Annotated in this window: 20 protein-coding genes and 1 pseudogene; 16 read left to right on the top strand and 5 right to left on the bottom strand. The window is 66.9% G+C overall.

Features of this window, described 5'->3' with window-relative positions; genetic code table 11:
* Positions 1-97 precede the first annotated feature (97 nt).
* Positions 98-775: an MBL fold metallo-hydrolase gene (locus tag ACZ6YV_RS33745; protein ID WP_465513470.1), complete on the top strand. Its 678-nt coding sequence runs from the start codon at positions 98-100 to the stop codon at positions 773-775.
* 105 nt (positions 776-880) lie between these two features.
* Here the strand turns inward: ACZ6YV_RS33745 and ACZ6YV_RS33740 are convergent, their stop codons facing one another.
* A complete protein-coding gene (locus tag ACZ6YV_RS33740; protein ID WP_465513469.1) occupies positions 881-1039 on the bottom strand; it encodes a hypothetical protein in 159 nt (52 codons plus the stop codon).
* 319 nt (positions 1040-1358) lie between these two features.
* Between ACZ6YV_RS33740 and ACZ6YV_RS33735 the strand changes: the two genes are divergently transcribed.
* Positions 1359-2525 (top strand): HAF repeat-containing protein, encoded by a 1167-nt coding sequence (locus ACZ6YV_RS33735; protein WP_465513468.1) that lies wholly within the window; start codon positions 1359-1361, stop codon positions 2523-2525.
* A 213-nt stretch (positions 2526-2738) separates the two neighbouring features.
* Here the strand turns inward: ACZ6YV_RS33735 and ACZ6YV_RS33730 are convergent, their stop codons facing one another.
* Positions 2739-3977 (bottom strand): hypothetical protein, encoded by a 1239-nt coding sequence (locus ACZ6YV_RS33730; protein ID WP_465513467.1) that lies wholly within the window; start codon positions 3975-3977, stop codon positions 2739-2741.
* Between the two features lie 173 nt (positions 3978-4150).
* Here ACZ6YV_RS33730 and ACZ6YV_RS33725 point away from each other — a divergent pair, with 173 nt between their 5' ends.
* The 8 genes from ACZ6YV_RS33725 (at position 4151) to ACZ6YV_RS33690 (ending at position 12510) form a co-directional block, all read left to right on the top strand.
* Positions 4151-4318: a hypothetical protein gene (locus tag ACZ6YV_RS33725; RefSeq protein WP_465513466.1), complete on the top strand. Its 168-nt coding sequence runs from the start codon at positions 4151-4153 to the stop codon at positions 4316-4318.
* Between the two features lie 44 nt (positions 4319-4362).
* Positions 4363-5391 carry a DUF6734 family protein gene (locus tag ACZ6YV_RS33720; protein ID WP_465513465.1) on the top strand — a complete coding sequence of 343 codons (1029 nt, stop codon included), beginning with the start codon at positions 4363-4365 and terminating at the stop codon, positions 5389-5391.
* Positions 5392-5469: 78 nt separating this feature from the next.
* The gene (locus tag ACZ6YV_RS33715; RefSeq protein ID WP_465513464.1) at positions 5470-5964 is read left to right on the top strand and encodes an AMIN-like domain-containing (lipo)protein; all 495 of its coding nucleotides are present in this window, start codon (positions 5470-5472) and stop codon (positions 5962-5964) included.
* A gap of 190 nt (positions 5965-6154) precedes the next feature.
* The gene (locus ACZ6YV_RS33710; protein ID WP_465513463.1) at positions 6155-6880 is read left to right on the top strand and encodes a HEAT repeat domain-containing protein; all 726 of its coding nucleotides are present in this window, start codon (positions 6155-6157) and stop codon (positions 6878-6880) included.
* Positions 6881-6916: 36 nt separating this feature from the next.
* Positions 6917-7603, top strand: coding sequence for a hypothetical protein (locus ACZ6YV_RS33705; RefSeq protein WP_465513462.1), 687 nt, complete (start codon positions 6917-6919; stop codon positions 7601-7603).
* Between the two features lie 158 nt (positions 7604-7761).
* On the top strand, positions 7762-10668 hold the full coding sequence (locus tag ACZ6YV_RS33700; RefSeq protein ID WP_465513461.1) for an alpha-L-fucosidase: 2907 nt from the start codon (positions 7762-7764) through the stop codon (positions 10666-10668).
* Between the two features lie 46 nt (positions 10669-10714).
* Entirely contained in the window at positions 10715-11518 is an 804-nt protein-coding gene (locus ACZ6YV_RS33695; RefSeq protein WP_465513460.1) for a MerR family transcriptional regulator, read from the top strand.
* The gene (locus ACZ6YV_RS33690) at positions 11515-12510 is read left to right on the top strand and encodes a BtrH N-terminal domain-containing protein (protein WP_465513459.1); all 996 of its coding nucleotides are present in this window, start codon (positions 11515-11517) and stop codon (positions 12508-12510) included. Before ACZ6YV_RS33695 ends, ACZ6YV_RS33690 begins: the two co-directional genes overlap by 4 nt.
* Here ACZ6YV_RS33690 and ACZ6YV_RS33685 read toward each other — a convergent pair.
* From ACZ6YV_RS33685 to ACZ6YV_RS33675, 3 genes and pseudogenes are all read right to left on the bottom strand, one after another.
* Positions 12492-13289, bottom strand: a complete 798-nt coding sequence (locus ACZ6YV_RS33685) for a DUF1684 domain-containing protein (protein WP_465513458.1) — start codon at positions 13287-13289, stop codon at positions 12492-12494. The genes ACZ6YV_RS33690 and ACZ6YV_RS33685 overlap by 19 nt on opposite strands.
* An 81-nt stretch (positions 13290-13370) precedes the next feature.
* Positions 13371-13667: an antibiotic biosynthesis monooxygenase gene (locus ACZ6YV_RS33680; protein WP_465513457.1), complete on the bottom strand. Its 297-nt coding sequence runs from the start codon at positions 13665-13667 to the stop codon at positions 13371-13373.
* 101 nt (positions 13668-13768) lie between these two features.
* Positions 13769-14573, bottom strand: a pseudogene (locus tag ACZ6YV_RS33675) (IS5 family transposase).
* Positions 14574-14761: 188 nt separating this feature from the next.
* On the opposite strand from ACZ6YV_RS33675, the gene ACZ6YV_RS33670 reads away from it, so the two are divergent.
* From ACZ6YV_RS33670 to ACZ6YV_RS33645, 6 genes are all read left to right on the top strand, one after another.
* Positions 14762-16009, top strand: coding sequence for an HNH endonuclease signature motif containing protein (locus ACZ6YV_RS33670; RefSeq protein WP_465513456.1), 1248 nt, complete (start codon positions 14762-14764; stop codon positions 16007-16009).
* Between the two features lie 353 nt (positions 16010-16362).
* Positions 16363-16908, top strand: a complete 546-nt coding sequence (locus ACZ6YV_RS33665; RefSeq protein ID WP_465513455.1) for a hypothetical protein — start codon at positions 16363-16365, stop codon at positions 16906-16908.
* Positions 16909-16935: 27 nt separating this feature from the next.
* Positions 16936-18909 (top strand): UvrD-helicase domain-containing protein, encoded by a 1974-nt coding sequence (locus tag ACZ6YV_RS33660; RefSeq protein WP_465513454.1) that lies wholly within the window; start codon positions 16936-16938, stop codon positions 18907-18909.
* 69 nt (positions 18910-18978) lie between these two features.
* On the top strand, positions 18979-19356 hold the full coding sequence (locus ACZ6YV_RS33655; protein ID WP_465513453.1) for a DUF1801 domain-containing protein: 378 nt from the start codon (positions 18979-18981) through the stop codon (positions 19354-19356).
* Between the two features lie 28 nt (positions 19357-19384).
* Positions 19385-19777, top strand: coding sequence for a YchJ family protein (locus tag ACZ6YV_RS33650; RefSeq protein WP_465513452.1), 393 nt, complete (start codon positions 19385-19387; stop codon positions 19775-19777).
* A 156-nt stretch (positions 19778-19933) separates the two neighbouring features.
* A complete protein-coding gene (locus tag ACZ6YV_RS33645; protein WP_465513451.1) occupies positions 19934-23032 on the top strand; it encodes a glycosyl hydrolase 2 galactose-binding domain-containing protein in 3099 nt (1032 codons plus the stop codon).
* Positions 23033-23036 lie beyond the last annotated feature (4 nt).

Below are 23036 nucleotides of genomic sequence, written 5' to 3'. Positions count from 1 at the left end.
TGGCTCGGCTGGCAGGGCGACGCGAGCCTACGTCCTGCCCCTGTGTGGCACCTGTGCGGGTGGAACCGATTGCAGGCGAACGACTACCGTGTGCGCTGTGAACATCGTCGAGACCTACACCGGGCATGTCGACCCCGGCGGCGACGCCGCCCGTCGTACCCTGGACGCGCTCACCATCACGAAGCTGTCGGTCGGCCCGATGGACAACAACGCGTACCTGCTCGTCTGCCGCGCCGAGAACGAAGCGCTGCTGATCGACGCCGCGAACGATCCGGAACGGATCTCCGACCTCGTCGGCCACGGCCCCGACCGTCCCGCGCTGAGGACCGTCGTGACCACCCACCAGCACCAGGACCACTGGCAGGCCCTCGGCGCCGTCGCCGGCGCGAACGGCTCGAACACCGCCGCCCACCCGCTGGACGCCGAGCCACTGCCGATCCCGCCGGACTTCCTCGTCGAGCACGGCGACACGGTCAAGGTCGGGCAGGTCGTCCTCGATGTGATCCACTTGCGTGGTCACACTCCAGGCTCCATCGCGCTGCTGTACCGCGACCCGGCCGGGCACCCGCACCTGTTCACCGGCGACTCGCTGTTCCCGGGTGGCGTCGGGAAGACGGGTTCGCCGGAGGACTTCACGTCGCTGCTGGACGATGTCGAGTCGCGGATCTTCGGCGAGTTGCCGGACGAGACCTGGTTCTACCCCGGTCATGGGGACGACTCGACGCTGGGCGAGCAGCGGGGACACCTCGCGGAATGGCGCGAACGCGGCTGGTGAGCTGGAAACAGCGTTCATCCCGAGCGTGCCTGCCCCGGACGGTCCTGAAGACCCCATTGAGACGATGAACGTCCCGAATGGGGCCTTCACACGGCATCGCTGTGACTACCCGGTGTCGTCAGAGTCCACACGGTCCTCAGTGCCGAAGAACTCATCGGTTTCCCGCCGCATCCGAGCGGCCTCGACCTTGGGCAACCCTCGATGCCGTCGGACGAGCTCCTCGCCTGGCTCGACGGCGTCCTCGCGCTGACCGATCGCCTTCATGCCACAAGCGTAGCCACGTGTGGCTCACTGAGTCGCACCGCCTGATTTGTTGCCGTGACGCACCGATATTTCTCGAAGTTCGCGTACCGCCGACCTATCCTCACCTTTTCCGGCGACATCCTTCACATTCACCAGCTCTCCCTTGTTCCAGGTGCTTTTTTCCTCCTCACAACGTGCTCACCTGAACCACAAAGCCTTGGACAGCAAGGAAAGTGCGTCGTCTTTTCGTGTGGACCATCGCCACGTGAGCGCAACTCACGAAGCGGTTGCGTTACCGTTCTTCGGACCTGGATGACCACATCCGACTCAGGGAGAAATCATGTTGAGAAATCGTGTGCACGGCCGCCGAAGACCGGGGTTGTCGCTGTTGGCGGCTCTCGTCATGTCCACCGGCACGTTGACCGGGACCGCGCAGGCGGACACGGTCGGGCCGGTGGCGCTCGATCCGTTGCCCGGCGACGACTACAGCTCGGTCAGCGCGGTCAACGACGCCGGTGTGATGGTGGGGTTGTCGTCCAAGGGCCGCGATCCGCGGGTCAGTCACCCGGTGCGCTGGGACGCCGACGGCAGGATCACCGCGCTGCCGACACAGGGCGACGGCCAAGGGATCGTGAGCCACCTCAACCGATACGGGGTTTCCACGGGCATCGCGGCAGCTCCGACCGGTTCCGCGACTGCCCGCTGGGACGCCGAGGGCAGGGTGACAACGATGCAGCTACCGCCCGGCTATTACGGTGCCGCCCCGAGGGCGATCAGCGACAACGGTGTCGTCGTCGGCACTTGGATCACGTCGGGTTACTGGATGGGCAGCTTCCGCTGGGACCCGGACGGCACGGTCACGGACCTGGGCACGCTGCCCGGCGGCGACTGGACCTGGGCCAAGGACATCTCCGATGACGGCCGCATCATCACGGGCGTGGCCGCCGGTCACGACAGGGTCAATCATGCCGTCCGCTGGGTGGACGGCCGGCCGATGACCCGGCTGGCGCCGGACTACCTGGCGAGCTCGCCGGACCGGACAAACGGGCACGGTGTCTCCGCGGGTTTTATCAGCGAGAACCTCGGCGCCCGCGACACGCCGGTGACCTGGGATCGCGACGGCACGATGCGCCGTCTGGAATGGAGGGAAAACCAGCTGCTCTGGATCAACGCCGTCAGCAGCACCGGCTATGTGATCGGGAGCAACAATCGCTATCCCCCGGCCGACCGTTGGCTGTTGCTGTGGGCCCCCGACGGCACCCTCACCGTCCTGCCGGACGACCAGCTGAGCGCCGCCGTCGAAGGGGTCGACGCGAAAGGCACCGTGGTCGGCAGCATCCAGGGCCGGGCGACCGTCTGGTTCCGGAACGGCGAACGCAGGCGGCTCGCCGGCATGCCCGGCGACAAGGAGAGTAAGGCCCTCTTCATCAACGACCGGGGCCGCGTCGTCGGGAGCGTCACCGGCTCCCAGTGGAAGACCCGTGAGGTGTTCTGGGATATCGAGTAGCGCCCGGGCAGGGCCGCGGGGTCCAGGCGGCCGAGGTCCAGAGGGGAAACGTCGCCACAGTAGCGGATCCCGGATCACGTAAAGACACGACCCGCTACTTTACGTTACGGTCACTGTATGTAGTTTTGCCGCGTTCACATCCATTGATCCAAGGAGGTTCTCGATGACGATGCGCGGCGGCGACGACGGCAAGGGCGGCGGAAACACCGGCAACTAGCCGGAGACCGAGGCGGGCCACGTCGGGCTCCGATGTGGCCCCGCTTCGAGCGGCCAACGGAAAGCAATGCCGTACTCCTCTCGCGGATGACAGGGTTCGAGGAACGTGTGCTCGACGACTCCTCGCCGGATTTCGAGCAGATGCCGATCACCGGCGGGCGGCCGGACCATGCGTTCGTACTCGGTCTGTTCCGCGTACCACCAGCAAGCATCGGGGACGCACTCGTCGAACGTGACGCTGATGCTCAGACCGCCGGTCACCCTGCCATCACCATCGACCACACCCGGCGCGATTCCGTGATGGTCGACGTCGACGTTGATCCATTTTCGCTCCTCGTCGAGATCGTCATCGCAGGCGAGGGAGATGAACTCGTGACGCTCGCCTTTTCGCAGCGGTTTCGGGAACCGCAACTCCACGACCAGCGGATCTCCCGGCTGCGCCCCGAGCGAAGTCTCGACGTGGCAACCGAAGATCGCTTTGATCGGGATCGACGCGAGGCCATCGTCCTCTCCGGTGAGAGCCCGCGCCATGTAACCATCGACGCCGTCCTCCCGAGCGACGATGTTCCGCACGGTCAGCCGGCGATACGCCGTTCTGCGCCGCATTTCCACGGCCACCAGCAAGCGTTCCACGAACACGGGCTGAGCTCCGTCCGACGGCACGCGGCCGCGAGGCGTCCGTGGTTCCGGGAACGCGTTCGAGTCACGGGCGATGTCGACATAAGCCCGCCAGGCTTCACCCTCGAGAACCTCCAGATTTCTTGCCAGGCAAGGGGCGAGCTTGTCGCTCACCGCGCGTCGCCAGGCCTTGTGCATGGGCGTCGTAGTGCTCGGCGGCGGATCCCCGAAAACCCCGGGCAGGTGTTTCAGCTGGCCGAAACGGTCATCGAGGGTCGACCTCCACGCCGCCGGGCCCAACCGGAAAGCGGCGGCCAAGACGTTGCGGCGCCGGGACTCGTTCGTCGAGCCGATCTTCTCGATCTCATCGAGCATCAGACCCCAGACCGCGAGCGCCCGCACCTCAGGGGACGCCGTGATCATCGACTCCGTCGGCCGGACCAGGCAACCGAGGACGGCGGCCGACTCGCTCGCCGGGTCTTCGATCGCGTACCGCAAGAACCTGAGCGGCTTTCCGTCCTTGCGGACCGCAAGCCACCGCAGCGCGGCTTCGACGACGGCCACAGAACAGAAAACACGGTCCCTCTCCAGCTGGATTGTCACGATGCCCTCCACCATTCGCGGCAATGATCGACAATTCGCGGCGCGGCAGGACAACGGCCGGCTATCGGAGAGCCCGCCCTCGACGACAAGAAACTCCTCCTGACCGTGAAAGATCAGAACCGGCGAGAGTTTTCGCCGGTCGTCGCGCCCTACGGTGTACTAGTACACCACACACGGAGGGTTCGACAATGACCAAAAACGGCTCCGGCAGAGAACACGAGGGAATTGTCAAGCTGATCAAGACTTCGCTGGCCGGCGTCGGCGGCCTCTATTTACTCACCGGATCCTTCGTCGTGACGACGCTCGGCACGGCAACAGTGGTCGCGGTGCTCTACCTCAGCGGATTCCGCCGCTGATCCCGCCGTAACGTTCCCACGCCACGACCCGAAACCACACCGCGATGCCGTACTACGGATATGGCTCCTTCCCCGCGGTCGCCATCGGCGGCCATCTGCTCGCACCCGCTACCCCGGAACACCGCGGTTACGGCGAAATCGTCGAACCGGATTGGCGTCCACCGCGCGTCCGAGTAGTCCGTCCGGGCGACAAGGTCGCGCGGCCGATCCGCCGGGCGGTCTGGTCTTTTTGGAGCACCCCGTACCAGCGCCAGCACGGCAGGCACTGGCCGAGCGACTTCTTCCACGCGCTTTCCTGGATCCTTTCGTTCCGCCTCGCGTCCCACCTCTTCCCCACCACGGCACTGGTGACCGACGACTGGGGCCACGAACTGCTCGTCGACAGGCTTCGTCTGCCTTTCAGCGACATATCGCTGAAGTTGAACGACCTCACCGGCCAGGACCCGTCCTGGTGGGCGCTCGGGAAGCTGCACGCGTATCGCGAGCAGCGCGAACCGTTCCTGCACATCGACAACGACGTGTTCCTCTGGCCCGGATTCCCGGCGGCAGGGCTCGACGGGGAGATCGTCGCACAGAACCCGGAGCACGCACCGGTGTCCGATTCCGGCTACTACCGTCCGTCCGCCGTCGCCGCGGCCATCCGGAGCACCGGCGGGTTCCTGCCCGAGGAATTCAGCGAGTACACCGGAGAAACCGCGCTGTGCACCGGAATCGTCGGCGGTACGGCGGTTTCCCTTCTCCGCCGCTACGCCGATCTCGGTATCCGCATGGTGGAGTCGGCCGAGAATCAAGCCGCCTGGCAACGGATCGCGCCGCTCGAGGACTACAACCTCGTCGTCGAACAGTATCTGCTCGGCGCACTGTGCTGGGGCGGCCGCACCACGGACGTGCAGTGCGTCTTCGGCTCGCAGCACGACACCTTCAGAGAAGACGTTGCGGTCGCTCAGCGATTCACGCATCTCATCGCGTCCGCGAAAAGCGATCTCCACTACATGCGTTTGCTCGCGCAGCGGGTGAGAAACCATTTCCCCGCCGATTTCGAGATCGCTCGACGACTGTTCGGCGATCAGTAACGATAGCGCGAAGAATACAACCTCCTCGTCGTCCCGGGCGTCTTCACGGAACCAACTCTCCGGCAGGAGGTCATCGCCATGGTCCCCACCTTCCGACGCACCCTCGGCGTACTCGCCGCCACCGCCCTCATGCTCACCGGCGCCATCGCCGCTGTCGCACCGGCTTCCGGCGCGGCCCAGGCGATCCCCGCGATGACGGGGATCCGCACCGGCCAGAACCCCGGATTCGACCGGGTCGTGCTCGATCTGACCGCGGGGCCCGCCCCCGCCGTCCGATACCAGCTCGTCGACGAGTTGATCGCCGACGGCTCGGGCGAGATCGTCTGGCTGACCGGGGAGTACTTCATCGCGGTCGCCGCGACTCCGGCGGCCGCGCACGACGACGCCGGTAATCCGACCTATCCGGGTCCGCAGAAGTTCCGGACCCGGAATCTGAGCAATGTCATGGCGGTCGCGGTCACCGGCGACTACGAAGGCACCCTGTCCATCGGTCTCGGCGTCCGGTCCAGGACACCGGTCACCGTGTTCACGCTGACCTCGCCGAACCGCGTCGTCATCGACGTCCGCCATTGATCACGAGCGGGAATCCGTGAAGGCTTTTCGTCCACCACACTGTTTCCGGTGAGCGAAATCCTTTTCGGATTCCCGCGCCGAAAATCACGATCTGCCCCAAGGGGCGAAGTTTCGGAAATCCAGGTATCTGCCGCCCGGTATCGCGTTCTTTCCTTCCGTCAGCATCATCGCCGCTGCGAAGGAGAACCGCATGCCGACCCCACGCAACCCCGACACCCCGTCCTTGGGCCCGGGTGGCGACAACCTCGAAGCGGGCCCCGGAAGTTCGGGTCTGGGAAGCTTCTCGAACAGCGAAATCGGCGAACTGGTGACCCAGGCCGCCGAAACCATGGCCGCGTCCGGTGAGGACGCCGAACGCAATTACCAGCGGAGCCTCGACAGGCTCCGCGAGCGCGCGGACGACGTCGTCCCGGCGCTCGGCGCGCAGTACGACGCCCTGTCCGAGGACCAGTACCTGGAGCGCTGGGGCCTGGTCCAGCTGCTCACCGACCTGCGGCACGCGGCCGCCGTTCCGGCGCTCGAAAACGTGCTGCGCCGGCCGATCCCGCCGGAGCGTTCCGACGACCCGGCACACGGGATCAGCACCGTCGGCGAAGAGGTCATCATCCGCACCACCGCTGTGGAAGCGTTGGCACGCCTGGCATCCGCCGGGGACAGCGCGGCCAAAGAGCTGCTGCTTCGGCAGGTCCGGCACGACGTGTTCACGGTGCGGCGCGCGGCGGTCCAGGCCATCGCCGAGGCCGGTGACACCGAACTCACCGCCCGGGTGCGCGAGGAACTCAGCGGTACCGAGGACGAGCGTCTGCTGAACATCCGGCGGGTCGACGTCCGCGGTGTCCCGCAGGCCGTCGGCGGCCGCTACCTGAAGGAAACGCGGACCGACGACGTGCCGCCGCCCGAACCCCCGCGCTCCTGAATCGAACGAATTCCTTCTACAGACAGGTGATCTCCGATGGCCACTTGCAGCTACACCGTGCCTGACAAGAACGTGACCGGGGACAATTTCTACGGCGCCTCGATCTGCAACCAGACCTACATCGACTATTTCTGGAACACCTACGGATTCGCGGGCAACAAGGACTACTGGGACGACGGTTTCGGCTGGGAAGACGCGTGCAACACCGACAAGCCGCTGGCCCGGACGTTCAACGCGTGCTACCTCCTGACCTATTCGGCGCAGGACTACCAGAACGACGCCTACTCCGGGGCGATGCTGAACTGGGCACGCCGCTATGTCCGCGACAACTGCGACGACCTCCGCTCGCTTTGCGGTGACGGCACCGCCATCGCCACGTCGTTCAAAGGTCCGTTCACCGACGACCGGATCGAGTTGTACCTGGGTTTCTGGTACTCCAGCGACGTTCCCAGCCGCGCCGAGACGCTGGTCCACGAATCACGGCACCAGGGCGGGAAGCCGCACAACGCGAACTTCCCGGCGGGTTCGATCTACGGCGCCGGCAAGAGCGGCGCCGATTCCACGTGGGGTTACGAGGGCGCCTGGATGTACGGCGCGCTCTACCTGTGGTGGTTCTACGCCCAGGGCGCCCGGACGACGTCGGCGCTGCGTGAACGAGCCCGCCAGCGCGGGAATCTCGTGATCGACAACGCCTTCGCGACCCACCCCGGCTTCAACATCTGAGTCACGACCGGCAAGCCCCCTCGCACTGCAGGCGAGGGGGCTTCGTCTCGCGATACCTCCGACGACTACAGCCGTGTCCCACTCAACGGGGCTTGACCCATCAGATATCAGCCGCAATCATCGGATCTCTCGGCAACCACGCCCTGGATCGAGAGCGGATGGTCATGAGAGTTCGAGCGCACCGCACCGCCTGGCTCGCCCTGGTCCTCGCCCTGCTGGCGGGACTGCTCACCACGCCGTCGGCGAGCGCGGAGGTGCACCATCCCCGCCAGAAGTGGCTACGCGAGGCCACCGCGGGGCTCTTCCTCCACTGGGGCATGTTCACCTCGCCACGCCAGACCGACTGCGCCGCCTGGGAACGCGCCGTCACCGACGGCGGCTGGAGCGCCGACTACTGGGTGGACGAGGCCCGCAAGCTCGGCGCCTCCTACATCGTGCTCGCCACCTTCCACAGCAGGCTGGGCTATGCGCGGCCGTGGCCGTCGGCGATCCCCGGCAGCTGCGCCACGCAGCGCGACCTCCTCGGCGAACTCGTCAAGGCCGGCAACGCCAAGGGCGTCCGGACGATCCTCTACATGACCGACGACCCCCAATGGCACAAGGAAACCGGCGTCGAATCGCTGGATTCCGCCGCATACTCCGCCTACAAGGGCAAGCAGGTCGACCTGACCACCCGCCCCGGCTTCGGCGAGTACAGCTACGACCTCTTCCACGAGGTCATGGACCGCTACTCGGACCTCGCCGGGTTCTGGATCGACAACGACAACGAGTACTGGGAGAAGAACAAGCTCTACGAGCAGATCCGCGAGAAGCGCCCGTCCTGGTTGCTGAGCAACAACAACGAGGACACGCCGATCATGGACACCGTCAGCAACGAGCAGAAGACCGGCATCACCCCGCCGTACGACTATCCGCAGGCCGCGTTCACGCCGATGCCGCGGCTCACCGAGGCCGACTACAAACTGCCGACCAACGGCGGCTGGTGGTACGACGGCACCGATCAAGCCGTCGACTTCCGGCTGTCCACCGGCCGCTACATCACCAACGCGGGCTCGTCGATGAAGTCGTTGATGGCCGAAACCCCGATGGTGAACGGGAAGTTCCCGCCGCAGCAGGAGGCGTACAACAACTTCATGGCGAGCTGGGTACCGCCGATCAAATCCTCCTTGCAGGGCAAGGAGGGCGGCGGGTACATGTACGGCGGGATGCAGCCCGGCTTCTGGAACGACGGCGCGCACGGCGTCATCACCGTCGAGCCCGGCGCGGGAACGCAGTACCTCCATGTGGTCACCCGCCCGAGCACCGACCTGCTCCGTCTCCGCGACAACGGGTACAAGGTGACCGGGGTGTCCGACGTACGCACCGGGAAGCCGCTGAGCTTCAGTCAGTCCGCCGGCTATCTGACCATTGTGGACATCAAGGACTGGGACACCTACGACACGGTGTTCAAGGTGGAAACCGCCGGGCAGCGGCACTTCCTCGACTCACGCACGATCAAGGCGACCGCTTCGTCCTCGCGTGCGGGGCATCCGGCGTCGAATCTCGTCGACGGCGACTTCGAGAACTACTGGGACGCGGACGGCAAGGAGCCGGTCTCACTGACCTTGGATCTGGGCAGGCGGCGGACGGCGGCCTACCTCGCGGTGAACCAGCGCGAGATGTCACCGACGCACGCGCGCGAATCGTTCGGCAGGCCCGAGGACTCGTCCCGGATCCAGGACTATCGCGTCTACGTCAGTGACGACGGCCGGAGCTGGGGCAAGCCTGTCCGCACCGGGGCGATGCCGAGCGCCCGCGGCGTGCAGTTCATCGACTTCGGCGAACGGCAGACCCGCTTCGTCAAGCTCGAGGTGCTGAACACCTGGTCAGGGCCGCAGGCGAAACCCTTCTACCGGCAATTGGCGATCGACGAGGTCAAGGTCGCGTCCGGCTACCCGAGTTCGATCTTCGGTGCCCAGGTCCCGCTTGAGGCCGAGGCCTTCCGCAACGACCACGACGGCCGCGCCCACCTCGGCTGGTGCTCCTCCTGCTCCGGATCGTTCCAGGTCACCGGGCTCGGCGGCGGCCCGCGCAACGCGGTCACCTATCCGGGGGTGACGGTCGCGGAAGCCGGGACCTACCGGCTCCAGCTCGACACCACGGGCGGGCCCGCGACGTCGGTGGCGGTGAGTGTCAACGGCGGTGCTCCCGTCGAGACCGCGATCGACGCCGGCACGCCGGGAACCGTGGTGTCGACGGCGATCCCCGTCGCGCTGAACGCCGGCGCCAACACGGTCAAGGTGTTCAGCAACGCCACTTCGGGGCCTGGCCTGGACCGGATCGCGCTCGCTCCCCTGCCGCCGTCGTCCTACACGCCGAAGACGACCCTGACCGTCGAACCCGGTGGCGTCCAATGGCTTTCGCCGGGGAAGCAGTCCTTGAAGGTGACCGCGAAGCTGCGGCTCGACGCCGATGACACGATCGGCGAGGTCAGCATGACGCCGGTCGTCCCGGCGGGCTGGAGCTTGCAAGGCGCTCCTGCCACGGCCGCGTCCATGCGCGTCGGGAACGAGCTCGAAGCCTCGTGGACGCTGGTCTCCCCCGAAGGCGTGACCGCGGCCGACATCCCCGTCACCGCGTCGTTCGACCTGCTCGGCCGGGCGAAATCGGTGAGCAAGCCGGTCCGGGTGAGCCCGCGGCCGGCGGACCGGGTCTTCATGCGGGAGGCCGAAGACTCGGCGAACGACGTCGGCAGCGCGGGCGTCACGAACTGCGGGGTGTGCTCGGGCGGGCAGAAGGTCCGCAACATCGGCGGCGACCCGGACGCGTCCGTGCGCTTCGACGACGTGACCGTGCCCGAGACCAGGCGCTACACCCTCTACCTCGACTTCACCGTCAACGGGCCGCGCTCGTACTTCGTCACGGTCAACGGCGGCACTCCGGTCGAGGTGAAGGTCGACGGTGCCGGCAACAACACCCAGCTCACGACGTCATTGCCGGTCGAGCTGAAGGCGGGGGCGAACACGATCGAACTGTCCAACGACCACGCGTCCGCCCCGGATCTCGATCGGCTGTCACTGGGGTGAGGTACCGGCTTGACCCTCTCCCCGGGAGAGGGTTCAGGCTGGTCCCATGACGACCTTGATGCCGATCGGCGTGTTCGCGCACGCCACCAGGCTGTCGGTCCGGGCGCTGCGGAACTACGACCGGCTCGGGCTGCTGGTGCCCGCCAGGATCGACTCCGGCACCGGGTACCGCCGGTACTCGCTGGAGCAGTTCGCCCGCGCGGGCCTGATCCGGCGGTTGCGGGAACTGGAAGTCCCGCTGGCGGAGATCGCCGAGATCCTCGACGCGGGGACGCCGGACGAGGTGAAGGCCGCGATCAAACGGCATCACGACCGGGTGGCGGCGCGGGCCGCGGAACTCGCGGCGATCAGCGGCGGGCTCGACTCCGTGCTCGCGGAGCCGACGCGCTGGCTGCATGTTTACGAGCGCGTGCGCACGCCGCAGCCGATCGCCCGTCTGACGATCCAGACCCCGCTGAGCGGCCTGGCCGAGCTGATCGGTCCCGCCTACGCGCGCCTGTTCGCGGCGCTCGACGCGCAAGGAGTCACGCCGTCCGGGCCGCCTGGAACCCGTTATCGCACCGACGATCCCGACGAGCTGACCGTCGAACTGTTCGTCCCGGTGGACGGGCCGGTGCGGGACGACGGCGAGATCGGTTCTTCCGAGCTTCCCGGTGGTCTGCTCGCGGCGACGATCCACGAGGGTGGCTACGAGGACGTCGAGACCGCGTACCGATCGCTGGGCCGCTGGATCGCCGAACGCGACCGCGTCCCGACCGGCCCCGCCGAGGAGTTGTACCTGGTGGCGCCCGGCCCGTCAGTTGCGCCCGAGGCCTACCGCACCGAGATCGCCTGGCCGGTGACCGCGTGATCCTCGACGGCATCGAAACCGAGGGCGGAGAGCACTGCGAGACCAGCACTCTCGACGTCCTCCTGCGGCACGCCGGGGTCGAGCTTTCCGAGCCGATGCTGTTCGGGCTCGGCGAAGGCCTGGGCTTCATCTACTGGGACGGGAAGAACCTGCCGTTCCCGTTCCTCGGCGGACGCTCGAAACCCGCCGAGATCACGCGGAAGCTGACCGATCGTCTCGGACTCACCTTGCGGGTCAAGGAAACGACGTCGCCGCGCACGGCGTGGCGGAACGTGGCCGAGCAGGTCGACGCCGGTATCCCTGTCGGCCTGCAACTCGACTCGTACCACCTCGAGTACTTCACCTCGAAAGTCCACTTCGGAGGGCACTTCGCGGCCTTGTACGGCTATGACGAAGAGAGTGCCTTCCTCGTCGACACCGTGCAGCAGGGTGGTTCCGTGTCGACGTCGCTGGTGAGCCTGGAACGCGCTCGTGCTGAGAAGGGACCGATGACGGCGAAGAACCGCTCGTTCACGATCGGCGCGGACTCGCCTCCGGTTCCGCTCGCCGACGCCATCCGCACGGCTGTGCGGGCCAACGCGGCGGAGTTCCTCAACCCGCCCATCGCCAACCTCGGATATCGCGGGATCGGCAAGGCCTCCGTCCAGGTGCGGAAATGGCTGGACCGCAGCAGCGATCCGGCCCGCGACCTCCCGCAGGCCGCCGTCCTGATGGAACGGGCTGGGACCGGCGGCGCGCTCTTCCGCCGGATCTACCGCGACTTCCTCGAAGAATGCACGACGCTCGTCGACGACGCCGGTCTCCGCACCGCGTATGAGAAGTACCGCGAGATCACTCCACTGTGGACTGAGGTCGCACGGTTGGTCACACAGGCGGGGGAAACCGGCGACGCCCGGCCGCTGGCCGACGCGTCCGCCGTCCTGTCCGAGCTGGCTCAGCGCGAACAGGAGGCTATGACGGCGCTCTCGACGGTTCAGTCCTCCCGTTCGTAGGGCAGCTTCTCCCCCGCTTCCACGGCGAACGGCAGGTCGTTACCCGCCGGAGGCAGCGGGCAGGTGGCGAAATCGGTGAACGCGCACGGCAGATTCGTCGCGCGGGTGAAATCGAGGACGACGGACCCGTCTTCGGCGGGCGGGGGCACCGCGAGCGACCGGTTCGCCGCGTAGGTGGTGACGCCGCTCGTGGCGTCGGTGAACAGGATGAGCAGGCCGTCCGTCTTGCCGTTGAACGCGGTGAGCGTGTGCTCCTCGCCGTCATGTTCGAAGCGCACGATGCCCGGGGAGACGTAGACGTGACTGAGGCCTTCGACGACCGCGCCGACCGTTGTCGGCCGTGGCTCGTCGAAGGCCTCGAAGGTGCCGGACAGCACCCAGGCCGCGTCGGGCTCGTACGCCGGGACACCGCGGAAAGCGTTCAGCACCGGGGCTTTCGGGTCGTGCGTGCGGATCAGGTACCCACCGCGGCGCGCCACCTCGACCTCGACGTCCCCGGCGACGACCCTGGTGGTCGCACCGCTGTTGACCAGCTCGAAGCGACGGACGCCGGTCACCCGCTCGCCGTCGTACGAGAGGTCCGCGCCCTGTGGGTCGAGGTAAGCCGCGTCGGCGTCCTGCCACCACAGGCCGGGCAGGCCCTCGTACGCGCGGGGCTTGTCCTCGAGCCAGTCGAGCGAGACCAGCGCGAGCCAGCCGAGCGGGGCGGCGAGATCGCGCTCGCGCTGGGTCTTCCAGCCCTGCCAGTCCTGCGTGAACGTGTCCAGGCTTGTGCTCATCGCCGATCCCTTCCGTGACCTTGGTCGTCCTCCCAGGTCAACGATGTGCCGGTGGCGATATTTCGTGTCCCGGTATGTGGACTAGGCGTTGTAGTCCTCGGTGACGCCCTCCTCGGCGGAGACCAGTTCGGTGATGGGCGCGAAGAAGGCCTTGATCCCGGGCAGGTTCGCGCCCTTCTCCCGGGACGCGGCGAAGTCCTCGGAGGACCGCCACCAGACGACGTCGAGCCAGGTCTCGTCGTCGACCCGGATCAGCTGGGCGTCGAGGAAACCTTCCCGGTCCGCCCGGAAGTCGGCGAGCATCGCGGGGCGGGCTTGGAGCAGATCGCCCGCACGGTCTGCCGAGACTTTGAAGCGGGTCAGTTCGACTGTCGTCATGATGCCGATGCTAAGCGACCGGTCCTCTTTGGGCGCTCACCAGGTTCCCTGACGGATCACGGCCGCTCACCACTACGCAATCAGAGGACTAAGAGCTCGTCTCATGTGGTGAGTTTGCGGAGTTTCTTGTGGCAGATGAGGGCTGCGCCGAGGAGGAAGGCGAAGAAGTGCTCGGCTTTGCCAGGGTGAGACGGCGGTAGCCGGTGAACCAGGCCATGGTGCGTTCGATGACCCAGCGGTGCCTGCCGAGTTTCTTGCTGGTCTCGATGCCTTTGCGGGCGATGCGGACCTTGATGCCGCAGTCTCGGACCCAGCGGCGCAGGGCGGGTTGGTCGTAGGCCTTGTCGGCGTGCAGCTTGGCGGGCTTGCGCCGGCGTGGGCCGCGCCGGGACTTGATCGCCGGGGTTGCCATGACCAGGGGCTTGAGTGCATGGATATCGTGGGTATTGGCTGCCGAGATGGCCACGACCAGCGGTAGCCTGGCGCGATCGGACAGGGCGTGGATTTTCGAGCCGGGCTTGCCTCGATCGACGGGGCTGGGACCGGTCAGAGATCCCCTTTTTTGGCCCGTACACAGGCACCGTCGACGATCGCGCGGCTCCAGTCGATGAGACCCTGACTGCCGAGTTCGTCCAGCACCGAACGGTGCACTCGGCGCCAGAGCCTATCTTCGGTCCACTGGCTGAAGCGGCGGTGCGCGGTCTGGAACGGCACCCCGAACGACGGTGGCAGATCCCGCCACGCGCAGCCGCTGGTCAGCACGTACACGATCGCCGTGAACACCGCACGAGCCTCCACCGGAGCCGTTCCGCCTCCTTGCGGACGCGGCCGGAACCCCGGAACCAACGGCTCAACCAGCTCCCACAACTCATCCGGCACCAACCGCAGCGACAACCGATCAACCACGAGCAAGATCGTGCCTCAGGAAGCATCGATCACCACGTAAGACACGCTCTAAATGCGTAGCCAGACTCGAACAGCACGCTCCGCGTTCGCCTTATTTCACCGAATCACTCTTTAGTTGTCGGCGCTCCGTTTTATTGTCACTTAAAATTACGAACACATGTTCGACTGATGTGGCGTATTATGGAGGGGTGTCCGAGACCTTCGTTCCCGAGTTGCCGCAAGAGTTGTGGCGCGCTGGCAAGCTGGAGCTTGCCCATGGCGTGCAACAGTTCCTGCAGGTGATGCGGGTCGCCTCCGCCGGACTGGGGCAGTACTTGGCGGAGGTCGAGTCTCGGGGCGTCAAAGACTTGTTCGGGTACGGCTCTACTGTGTCGTGGTTTGCTGATGTGGCGGGGCTTTCCTGGGGTGAGGCTCGGCCGGTGGTGGCTCAGGCGATCGCGGTGAACCCGACCCGGGCTTTGGACGGCACGGAGATCCCGGCATTGGCGCCCGCTACGGGTGCTCTCGCTGCGGAGGGGATGATCGGGGCTGAGCGCATCGCCCAGATCCTGGAGATCCTGGGACGGATCCCGCCGGACACGTCCGTCGAAGATCGGGTGAGTGCGGAGAAGATCCTGGCCGATCTGGCTCGTGGTGCGGGTCCTCGGCAGGTGGCGGATGCCGAGCAGCAGATCATGGGCTGGCTCGACCCGGACGGGAACGAGCCGAAGGAGCCTGAGCCGAAGCAGCCGCGCCGCGAAGTCACCCTGGAGCGCCGTAAGGACGGGTTCTGGAAGCTGAACGGCCTCCTCGACGACGAGATAGGCGCCCGCACCGCCGCCGCACTGGAGGCGTATGCGAAGCCTCGTCCGGTGGATGAGTTCGGGCAGGCGGATCCACGGTCCAAAGACGAACGCCAAGGCGATGCCTGGGCCGAACTCCTCGACCTCGCGATCGCGTGCCCGGACCAGCCCGGGACCAACGGCTACCGAACCCTCCTACACGTCACCATCGGCCTGGAGGAGCTCAAGTCCGGGATCGGGAAAGCCTGCCTCGACTTCGCCGGCACCATGACCGCCCGCGAAGCCCGCATGGCCGCCTGCGACTGCCTCATGCTCCCCATCGTGCTCAACGCGGCCGGAGAACCCCTCGATGTGGGGCGCCTACGACGGTTCGTCACCCCAGGTCAGCGCCGGGCGTTGAACATTCGTGATCGGGGTTGCGCGTTCCCTGGGTGTCATCGACGACCCAAGAACTGTCACGCCCACCATATTCATCACTGGGCAGACGGCGGACCCACAGATCTCCGCAACTTGGTGCTGGTGTGCGGTTTTCATCACCGGCTGATCCACCACGGTGACTGGGAAGTCCGGATGGCGGCCGATGGGCTACCGGAGTTCATTCCGCCGCAGTATCTGGATCCGTTACGCAGATCCCGGCGCAACACCCGCGTCTGAACCCCTGCATGACCCGAGGAGCCCGCCAGCCAACACGGCGACGGGCCCCTCGGCATGCCCGCGAGAGAACGAAGGACGGTTCGCCATTCCCTCCCCGTGGGTAAGCGCGCTGGGTTGGCAACGTCGTCCCGCCCGGAACTGTTCAGTACCGGCGGAAAACCGAAGATCGACTGCGCCATTCGGGCGTATTCGCGCGGAAGCTCTCGTTCCCTTCTCCTCCCCCGGAGCAAGATCTTCCGTTCCGGACTTGGGAGGGGACGGAACGCATCATGGTGAATCAGCCACGTGGACCGGACGGTCGCTGGGTCAAATACAAGTTCGGCGCGGGCGCGGTGGCCACAGTGGGAGTGGTCATGGCCGCGACGAGCGGACTTGGTGGAGGTGGTGCCGCCTCTCTGGATTCCGCAGCGGGTCAAGCCCTCAAAGGCAAGAGCTCCAGTAAGAAATCCGCACAGAAGGGCCGTCATTCCGAGGCCTGGCAACGTCTGGGCTGGCGCCAGCTCAAGAAAAACGCGAAGCGGGAACTGAACTGCGGACCGCATTCCTTCGGTGAAGTCCAGCGGTTCTTCCTGCGTCATCCCTGCGTCGATCTCGATCGCATGATCGTCACTGTCGACGACGGAGCCGGGAACACTATCGCCGTGTCCGTCGCGTGGGTGAAGATGCCGAAAGCGAGCGAGGCCGGCGAGCTGAAAAGGCTCATCGACAAGGACGGCACCGGCAATGTCGCGCTCTACGGCGAAGTACGGCACGGAACTCGCTTCACGGGCAAGAACTACGACTCCCGCCTGGCCAAGAAACTGCTCGTGATCGCCGAGTCCGCACCCGCCTCCGGACGGCCGAGCGAAGCGACGTTGGAGACCGCCGTCGAAGTCGCCGTCGAGTTTCCCGCACCCTAGAAACCGCCACCGACGGAACGGACCACCGTGAGCAGGAGCGAACACGCCAGAAGGCGGCTTGAAACCCAAGCGAGGCAGCTTCTCGAGAACACCTTCACCGGCCTGGACTCGCTGCACCGCAATGTCCTCACCGCCCTGCTCAGCCGGACAGGCGTGGGCTGGCGGCTCCTGGTCAAAACGGCGCTGCCGTCGGACGACGGCCGGAGCGCGGACGCGTTCCTGATCGGGCGCACCGGCGTCCTCGCGCTGCTGATCACCGACAGGGGCCCGGACGGCGAGACCGCGAACCAGGTCTTGCGCCACGCGAAGGAACGCTTCGCCGGGATACCCGGACCGCAGGGCCGTTCCTTGGCCGAGAGCGCGATCCATCTCGTGGTGATCGGCTCGGGCGCGGGCAATCCCCGTCAGGACGGCGTCTACTGGTCGCTCACCGAAGCCAGCCTCGACCGGATCTTCCGGCGCGACGCGCTCCACCTCGACAGGCGGCTGGTCGCGCTCATCGCGGAGCAGGCGGAACGACGGCTGCGCGGTTACCGTCCGCTGGCCGTCCAGCAGCCGGATCGCGCCCCGGATTCGGCGGGCCTGCTGGACGCCGGCGAGCTGATCGAAGACCAACTCGGCGCGGCTCAGCGACGACCGTTCGATTCCTGGCTCACTTTCCTGCATCCGCGGCAGAACGCGATCGTCAAACGTGACTACTCGGGTCCCGCGCGGATCAGCGGTCCGGCGGGCACCGGCAAGACGGTCGTCGCCCTGCACCGGCTCAGGCATCTGGCCCGCCTCAGCACCGGTCCACTGCTCTACACCACTTACGTCCGCTCGCTGCCGCCGGTGATCAAGACGTCCTTCGATCGGCTGGCCCCGGAACTCGACGGTCGCGCCGAGTTCACGAATCTGCACGCCTGGGTCCGCCGGTTCCTCACCGAACGGGATGTCCGCGTGAACGTGGACCGGGCGCAGATCGAGAACGCGTTCAGCTTCGCGTGGATCGCCTTCCGTGACCAGCTCAAGTCCATCGAACCGAACGTCGACTACTGGCGCACGGAACTGGACCGAGTGATCAAAGGCCGCGGGATCACGACGTTCGACGGCTACCTCGCGGTCGCCCGCCGGGGCCGGATCCTGCCGCTCACCGGGAGCCAGAAAGAACTCGTCTGGGGCTTGTACGAGCATTACCAGCGAGGACTCGCGGACAAGGAAGCGCACGACTACAACGATCTGATCGAACTGGGCCGCGCCGAACTCGTGAAGCGGCCGCTCGAAACGCCGTACGCGGCGGTCGTCGTCGACGAGGTCCAGGACATCCCGCTGTGCGGCCTGCGGCTGCTCCGTGAACTGGCGGGCGACGGCCCGAACAAGCTCCTGCTGGTCGGCGACGGCCAGCAGCAGGTCTACCCCGGCGGCTGGCGGCTGTCCGACGCCGGCATCCCGATCCAGGGCCGCGGCGAAATCCTGAAGGTCAACTACCGCAACCGCGCCGAGGTGCTGGGCTTCGCACAGCGCTTCGACGCGACGAACCGGGTGGACGACCTCGACGGCGCCGACGGGGTCGCCCTGCGCGCGGCCGAATCGGCCAGCGCGGGCGGGACCACCGACACCTGGCGGGGCACCTCGCGCGCTCTTCCCGGTGCACTGGTCGACGCGGTCCGCGGGCTGCCCGTCCGCCGCGACCATTCGGCGCTGATCGTCTTCCAGCACAAGGATCTGAGCCGGTGCACCGAAATCCTGCGCGAGGCGGGGATCCCCACGCTGGCGCTGGAGAAGTACACCGGCGAGGCCGACGGCAAGCTCAAGGTCGGGACCGTGCACCGCGCCAAGGGGCTCGACTTCCAGGCCGTGCTGGCGCTGGAGAGCACCCGCGAGAGCGTGACCGGGACGCAGGCCGACGAGGAGCACCGTGAGCTGCGCGGCAGGCAGCACCTGGTCGCGGCGACCCGGGCCCGCGACTTCCTCTGGTGGGGCGTGCTCGACGACGGGAACGACAATCCAGCCACCGAATAATTTTTTTGTCTTGACAACTTGAACCTTCGGACGGTTAGCTGAGCGCACACCGATCGAAGGGAACAAATCATGGCCAAGTTCGCGAACGTCGACGACTACCTCGCCGCCCTGCCCGAGGGCCTGCGGGAGGTCGCCACCGCACTGCGCCCGATCGTCAACGCCGCCCTGCCGGGCTCCATCGAGGCGATGTACCACGGCTCCCCCACCTGGAGCGCGGGCGAAGCCGCGGGCAAGAACCTCGTCTGCCTGGTGAAGGCGTACTCCTCCTACGTCACTTTCGCGCTTTGGAAGGGACAGCTCGTCGACGACGAGTCCGGCAGGCTCGAGCCGAGCGCGCGGGAGATGGCGCACGTCAAGCTGCGCTCGGTCGAAGACATCGACGCCGACCTGTTCACCGGCTGGCTCAAGCAGGCACGAGACCTCGAAGTCCCCACGACGGCGCGGTGACAAAAGAAGCGGTGACACAATCGGCGGCGTGCCTGCGATCACCGACGAATCCCGTTGCCCGTGCGGCCTCGGCGAGCCCTACGGCGCTTGCTGCGGCCGTTTCCACCGGGGAACCGCGGCGGCGCCGACCGCCGAACTCCTGATGCGGTCGCGGTTCAGCGCGTTCGTCGTCGGCGACACCGCGTACCTCACCGAGACCTGGCATCCGAAGACCAGGCCCGCGGACCTCGAACTCGACCCGGGGCAGCGCTGGACGTTCCTGGAGATCCTCGGCAAGACCGGCGGCGGCCTGCTGGAGAACGAGGGCACCGTGGAGTTCCGGGCGCACTACCGGCAGGATCGCCGGCCCGGCAGCATGCACGAGAACAGCGCTTTCGTCCGCGCCGGCGGACGGTGGATCTACGTGGCACCCGTCAGCTGACCGGGCGGCCGCGCGCACCGGCCACCGCTGACGAACCCGGTGCAAGGGTCTGGTCCTGACGAGAAGTGGCGGCTACCATCTCCCCCAACATTGTTAGGGAACTTTCTTAACGATTTCCGCCCAGGTCCGCCGCCGTGTGCCCAAGGAGGCGCGCTCGTGAGTTTTCGGCAGAAGAGAACCCGGATCCCGTTACTGGCCATGACCGTCACCGCGCTGGCCGCCGCGGTCTGCGGGGTGACCACCGCTCCCGCCGCCACCGGCGCGGAAGTGGCCGTGCCGCTGTCCGTCGGCGCCGCCGCGGGCAACACCAGCCCGATCCCCGGCTTCGCGATCCAGTCTTCGGCACAGGTCAGCGACGACTCGGCGGTGTCGAAGCCGGGCTTCCCCACCACCGGCTGGTACCCGGTGTCGTCGCGCTCGACGGTCTACGCCGGATTGCTGCAGAACGGCAAGTACGCCGACCCGTTCTACTCGACGAACATGAAGAACGTCCCGACGGCGCAGTTCACCGTGCCGTGGTGGTACCGCACCGACCTGAACGTCGCGGACACCTCGTCGCGGACTTACCTCGACTTCAGCGGCGTCCTCTCGAAGGCCGACGTCTGGGTCAACGGCACCAAGATCGCGACGAAGGACCAGGTCAACGGCGCCTACACCCGCCACGACCTGGACATCACCGAGCACGTTCGCCAGGGCGCCAACAGCATCGCGTTCAAGGTCTACCCCAACGATCCCAACAACGACCTCTCGATGGGCTGGATCGACTGGGCGCAGACCCCGCCGGACCAGAACATGGGCATCGTGCGTGACGTCCTCGTCCGGCGCGGCGGCCCGGTGGCGCTGCGCAGCGCCCACGTGGTCCAGAAGCTGAACCCGTCGCTCAGCCACGCCGATCTCACGGTGAAGGCCGACGTCCGCAACGACTCGGCGAACGCGGTGCAGACCACCGTCGCCGGCACGGTCGCGGGCAAGCCGGTCAGCCAGACGGTTTCGCTGGCCGCGAAGGAACGCAAGACCGTCACCTTCGGCGTGGTCGGCCTGGACAACCCGAACGTGTGGTGGCCCGCCGGTATGGGCGGCCAGAACCGGTACGAACTCGACCTGACCGCGAGTGTCGGAGGTACGGCGTCCGACGCTTCGAAGTCGAAGTTCGGTGTCCGTGACGTCAAGGCGACGCTGAACTCCAGCGGCGGACGGCAGTACAGCGTCAACGGCAAACCGCTGCTGATCCGCGGCGGCGGCTACACGCCGGACCTGTTCCTGCGCTGGAACGAGACCGCGGCGGCCGACAAGCTCAAGTACGTGCTGAACCTCGGGCTCAACACGGTCCGGCTGGAAGGCCACATCGAGCCGGACGAGTTCTTCGACATCGCCGACGACCTCGGCGTGCTGACCATGCCCGGCTGGGAATGCTGCGACAAGTGGGAAGGCCAGGTCAACGGCGAGGAGAAGGGTGAGCCGTGGGTCGAGTCGGACTACCCGATCGCCAAGGCGTCGATGTTCTCCGAAGCCGAGCGCCTGCGTGACCACCCGAGCGTCATCTCCTTCCACATCGGCAGTGACTTCGCGCCGGACAAGCGGATCGAGCAGGGCTACCTCGACGCGATGAAGGCCGCCGACTTCCAGCCGCCGGTGATCCCGGCGGCGTCGGCGAGGCCGTCCCCGATCACCGGCGCGTCCGGCATGAAGATGAACGGCCCGTACGACTACGTGCCGCCGGTGTACTGGTACGACAAGTCGCAAAAGGACCGTGGCGGCGCGTGGAGCTTCAACTCCGAGACCAGCGCCGGCGTCGACATCCCGACGATGGACACCCTGAAGCGGATGATGTCGGCCAGTGAACTCGAGACGATGTGGAAGAACCCGTCGGCCGCGCAGTACCACCGCTCGTCGTCGGAGACCTTCGGCAACCTGAAGCTGTTCGGCAACGCCCTCACCAAGCGCTACGGCGCTCCGGCGGACCTGACCGACTTCGTGCGGAAGTCGCAGCTCGCGCAGTACGAGAACGTCCGGGCGGAATTCGAGTCCCACTCCCGCAACTACACGGACTCGACCAACCCGTCGACCGGGTTGATCTACTGGATGCTCAACAGCCCGTGGACTTCGCTGCACTGGCAGCTGTTCGACGCCTACATGGACCAGAACGGCGCGTACTACGGCGCGAAGAAGGCCAACGAGCCGCTGCACATCCAGTACTCGCACGACAATCGCTCGGTCGTGGTGATCAACCAGACGTCGAACGCGGCGAGCGGGCTGACGGCGACCACGAAGCTGTACAACCTCGACGGAACCGAGAAGTACAGCAACACCAAGACCGGACTTTCGGTCGGCGCGCTGGGCGCAAAGGCCACCGCGGTCACCGTCCCGGCGGTGAGCGGGCTTTCGACGACCTACCTGGCGAAGCTGGTGCTCACCGACTCGTCCGGCAAGGAGGTCAGCCGGAACGTGTACTGGCTGTCCACCAAGGCGGACACCCTGAACTGGGGCGGCAGCGACTGGTACTACACGCCGCAGTCGGCCTACGCCGATCTGTCCGGGCTGAAGAACCTCGGCCAGTCCGCCGTCAGCGCGACGGCGAAGTCGGCCGCCGGTTCCGACGGCACCACCACGACGACCGTGACGCTGAAGAACACCTCGGGCGGCAAGCTCCCGGCGTTCTACGTCGACTCGAAGGTCGTGGACGCGGCGGGCAAACCGGTACTCCCGGTGGAGTGGAACGACAACGCGGTGAGCCTGTGGCCGGGTGAAACGACCACGCTGACCGCGAAGTACCGCACGGCCGACCTCAAGGGCTCCAAGCCTTCGGTGCGGGTCTCGGGCTGGAACACCGGCACGCAGACCGTTCCGGCCGACGGCTCGGGCCCCGGTCCGACCAACCCGGTCGACTACCAGGCCGAAGACGCCACGGTCGTCCAGGGCGCGGTGGAGTCCAACCACGCCGGGTTCACCGGCAGCGGGTTCGTCAACTACGACAACGTGGCGGGCAGCTCGGTCGAGTGGACGGTCAACGTCCCTTCGGCGGGCACCTACGACGTCGTCGTCCGGTACGCCAACGGGACGACGACGGACCGGCCGCTGGACTTCTCCGTCAACGGCTCGATCAGCGCGTCGGGTGTCGGCTTCGGCGCCACCGGCGCCTGGCCGAACTGGACGACCAGAACCGTCAAGATGACCTTGGCGGCGGGGGCGAACAAGATCAAGGCGGTCGCCACCACGGCGAACGGCGGCCCCAACGTCGACAAGATCACCCTCTGACCCG

The organism is Amycolatopsis sp. NPDC102522 (assembly GCF_055584485.1).
This window is presented reverse-complemented; position numbering and strand designations above follow the sequence as displayed.

Excerpts from the sequence above, each read along its gene's own strand:
- ACZ6YV_RS33740 (WP_465513469.1), bottom strand. The coding sequence starts at position 1,039 with ATGAAGGCGATCGGTCAGCGCGAGGACGCCGTCGAGCCAGGCGAGGAG.
- ACZ6YV_RS33735 (WP_465513468.1), top strand. The coding sequence starts at position 1,359 with ATGTTGAGAAATCGTGTGCACGGCCGCCGAAGACCGGGGTTGTCGCTG.
- ACZ6YV_RS33730 (WP_465513467.1), bottom strand. The coding sequence starts at position 3,977 with ATGGTGGAGGGCATCGTGACAATCCAGCTGGAGAGGGACCGTGTTTTC.
- ACZ6YV_RS33725 (WP_465513466.1), top strand. The coding sequence starts at position 4,151 with ATGACCAAAAACGGCTCCGGCAGAGAACACGAGGGAATTGTCAAGCTG.
- ACZ6YV_RS33720 (WP_465513465.1), top strand. The coding sequence starts at position 4,363 with ATGCCGTACTACGGATATGGCTCCTTCCCCGCGGTCGCCATCGGCGGC.
- ACZ6YV_RS33715 (WP_465513464.1), top strand. The coding sequence starts at position 5,470 with ATGGTCCCCACCTTCCGACGCACCCTCGGCGTACTCGCCGCCACCGCC.
- ACZ6YV_RS33710 (WP_465513463.1), top strand. The coding sequence starts at position 6,155 with ATGCCGACCCCACGCAACCCCGACACCCCGTCCTTGGGCCCGGGTGGC.
- ACZ6YV_RS33705 (WP_465513462.1), top strand. The coding sequence starts at position 6,917 with ATGGCCACTTGCAGCTACACCGTGCCTGACAAGAACGTGACCGGGGAC.
- ACZ6YV_RS33700 (WP_465513461.1), top strand. The coding sequence starts at position 7,762 with ATGGTCATGAGAGTTCGAGCGCACCGCACCGCCTGGCTCGCCCTGGTC.
- ACZ6YV_RS33695 (WP_465513460.1), top strand. The coding sequence starts at position 10,715 with ATGACGACCTTGATGCCGATCGGCGTGTTCGCGCACGCCACCAGGCTG.
- ACZ6YV_RS33685 (WP_465513458.1), bottom strand. The coding sequence starts at position 13,289 with ATGAGCACAAGCCTGGACACGTTCACGCAGGACTGGCAGGGCTGGAAG.
- ACZ6YV_RS33680 (WP_465513457.1), bottom strand. The coding sequence starts at position 13,667 with ATGACGACAGTCGAACTGACCCGCTTCAAAGTCTCGGCAGACCGTGCG.
- ACZ6YV_RS33665 (WP_465513455.1), top strand. The coding sequence starts at position 16,363 with ATGGCCGCGACGAGCGGACTTGGTGGAGGTGGTGCCGCCTCTCTGGAT.
- ACZ6YV_RS33655 (WP_465513453.1), top strand. The coding sequence starts at position 18,979 with ATGGCCAAGTTCGCGAACGTCGACGACTACCTCGCCGCCCTGCCCGAG.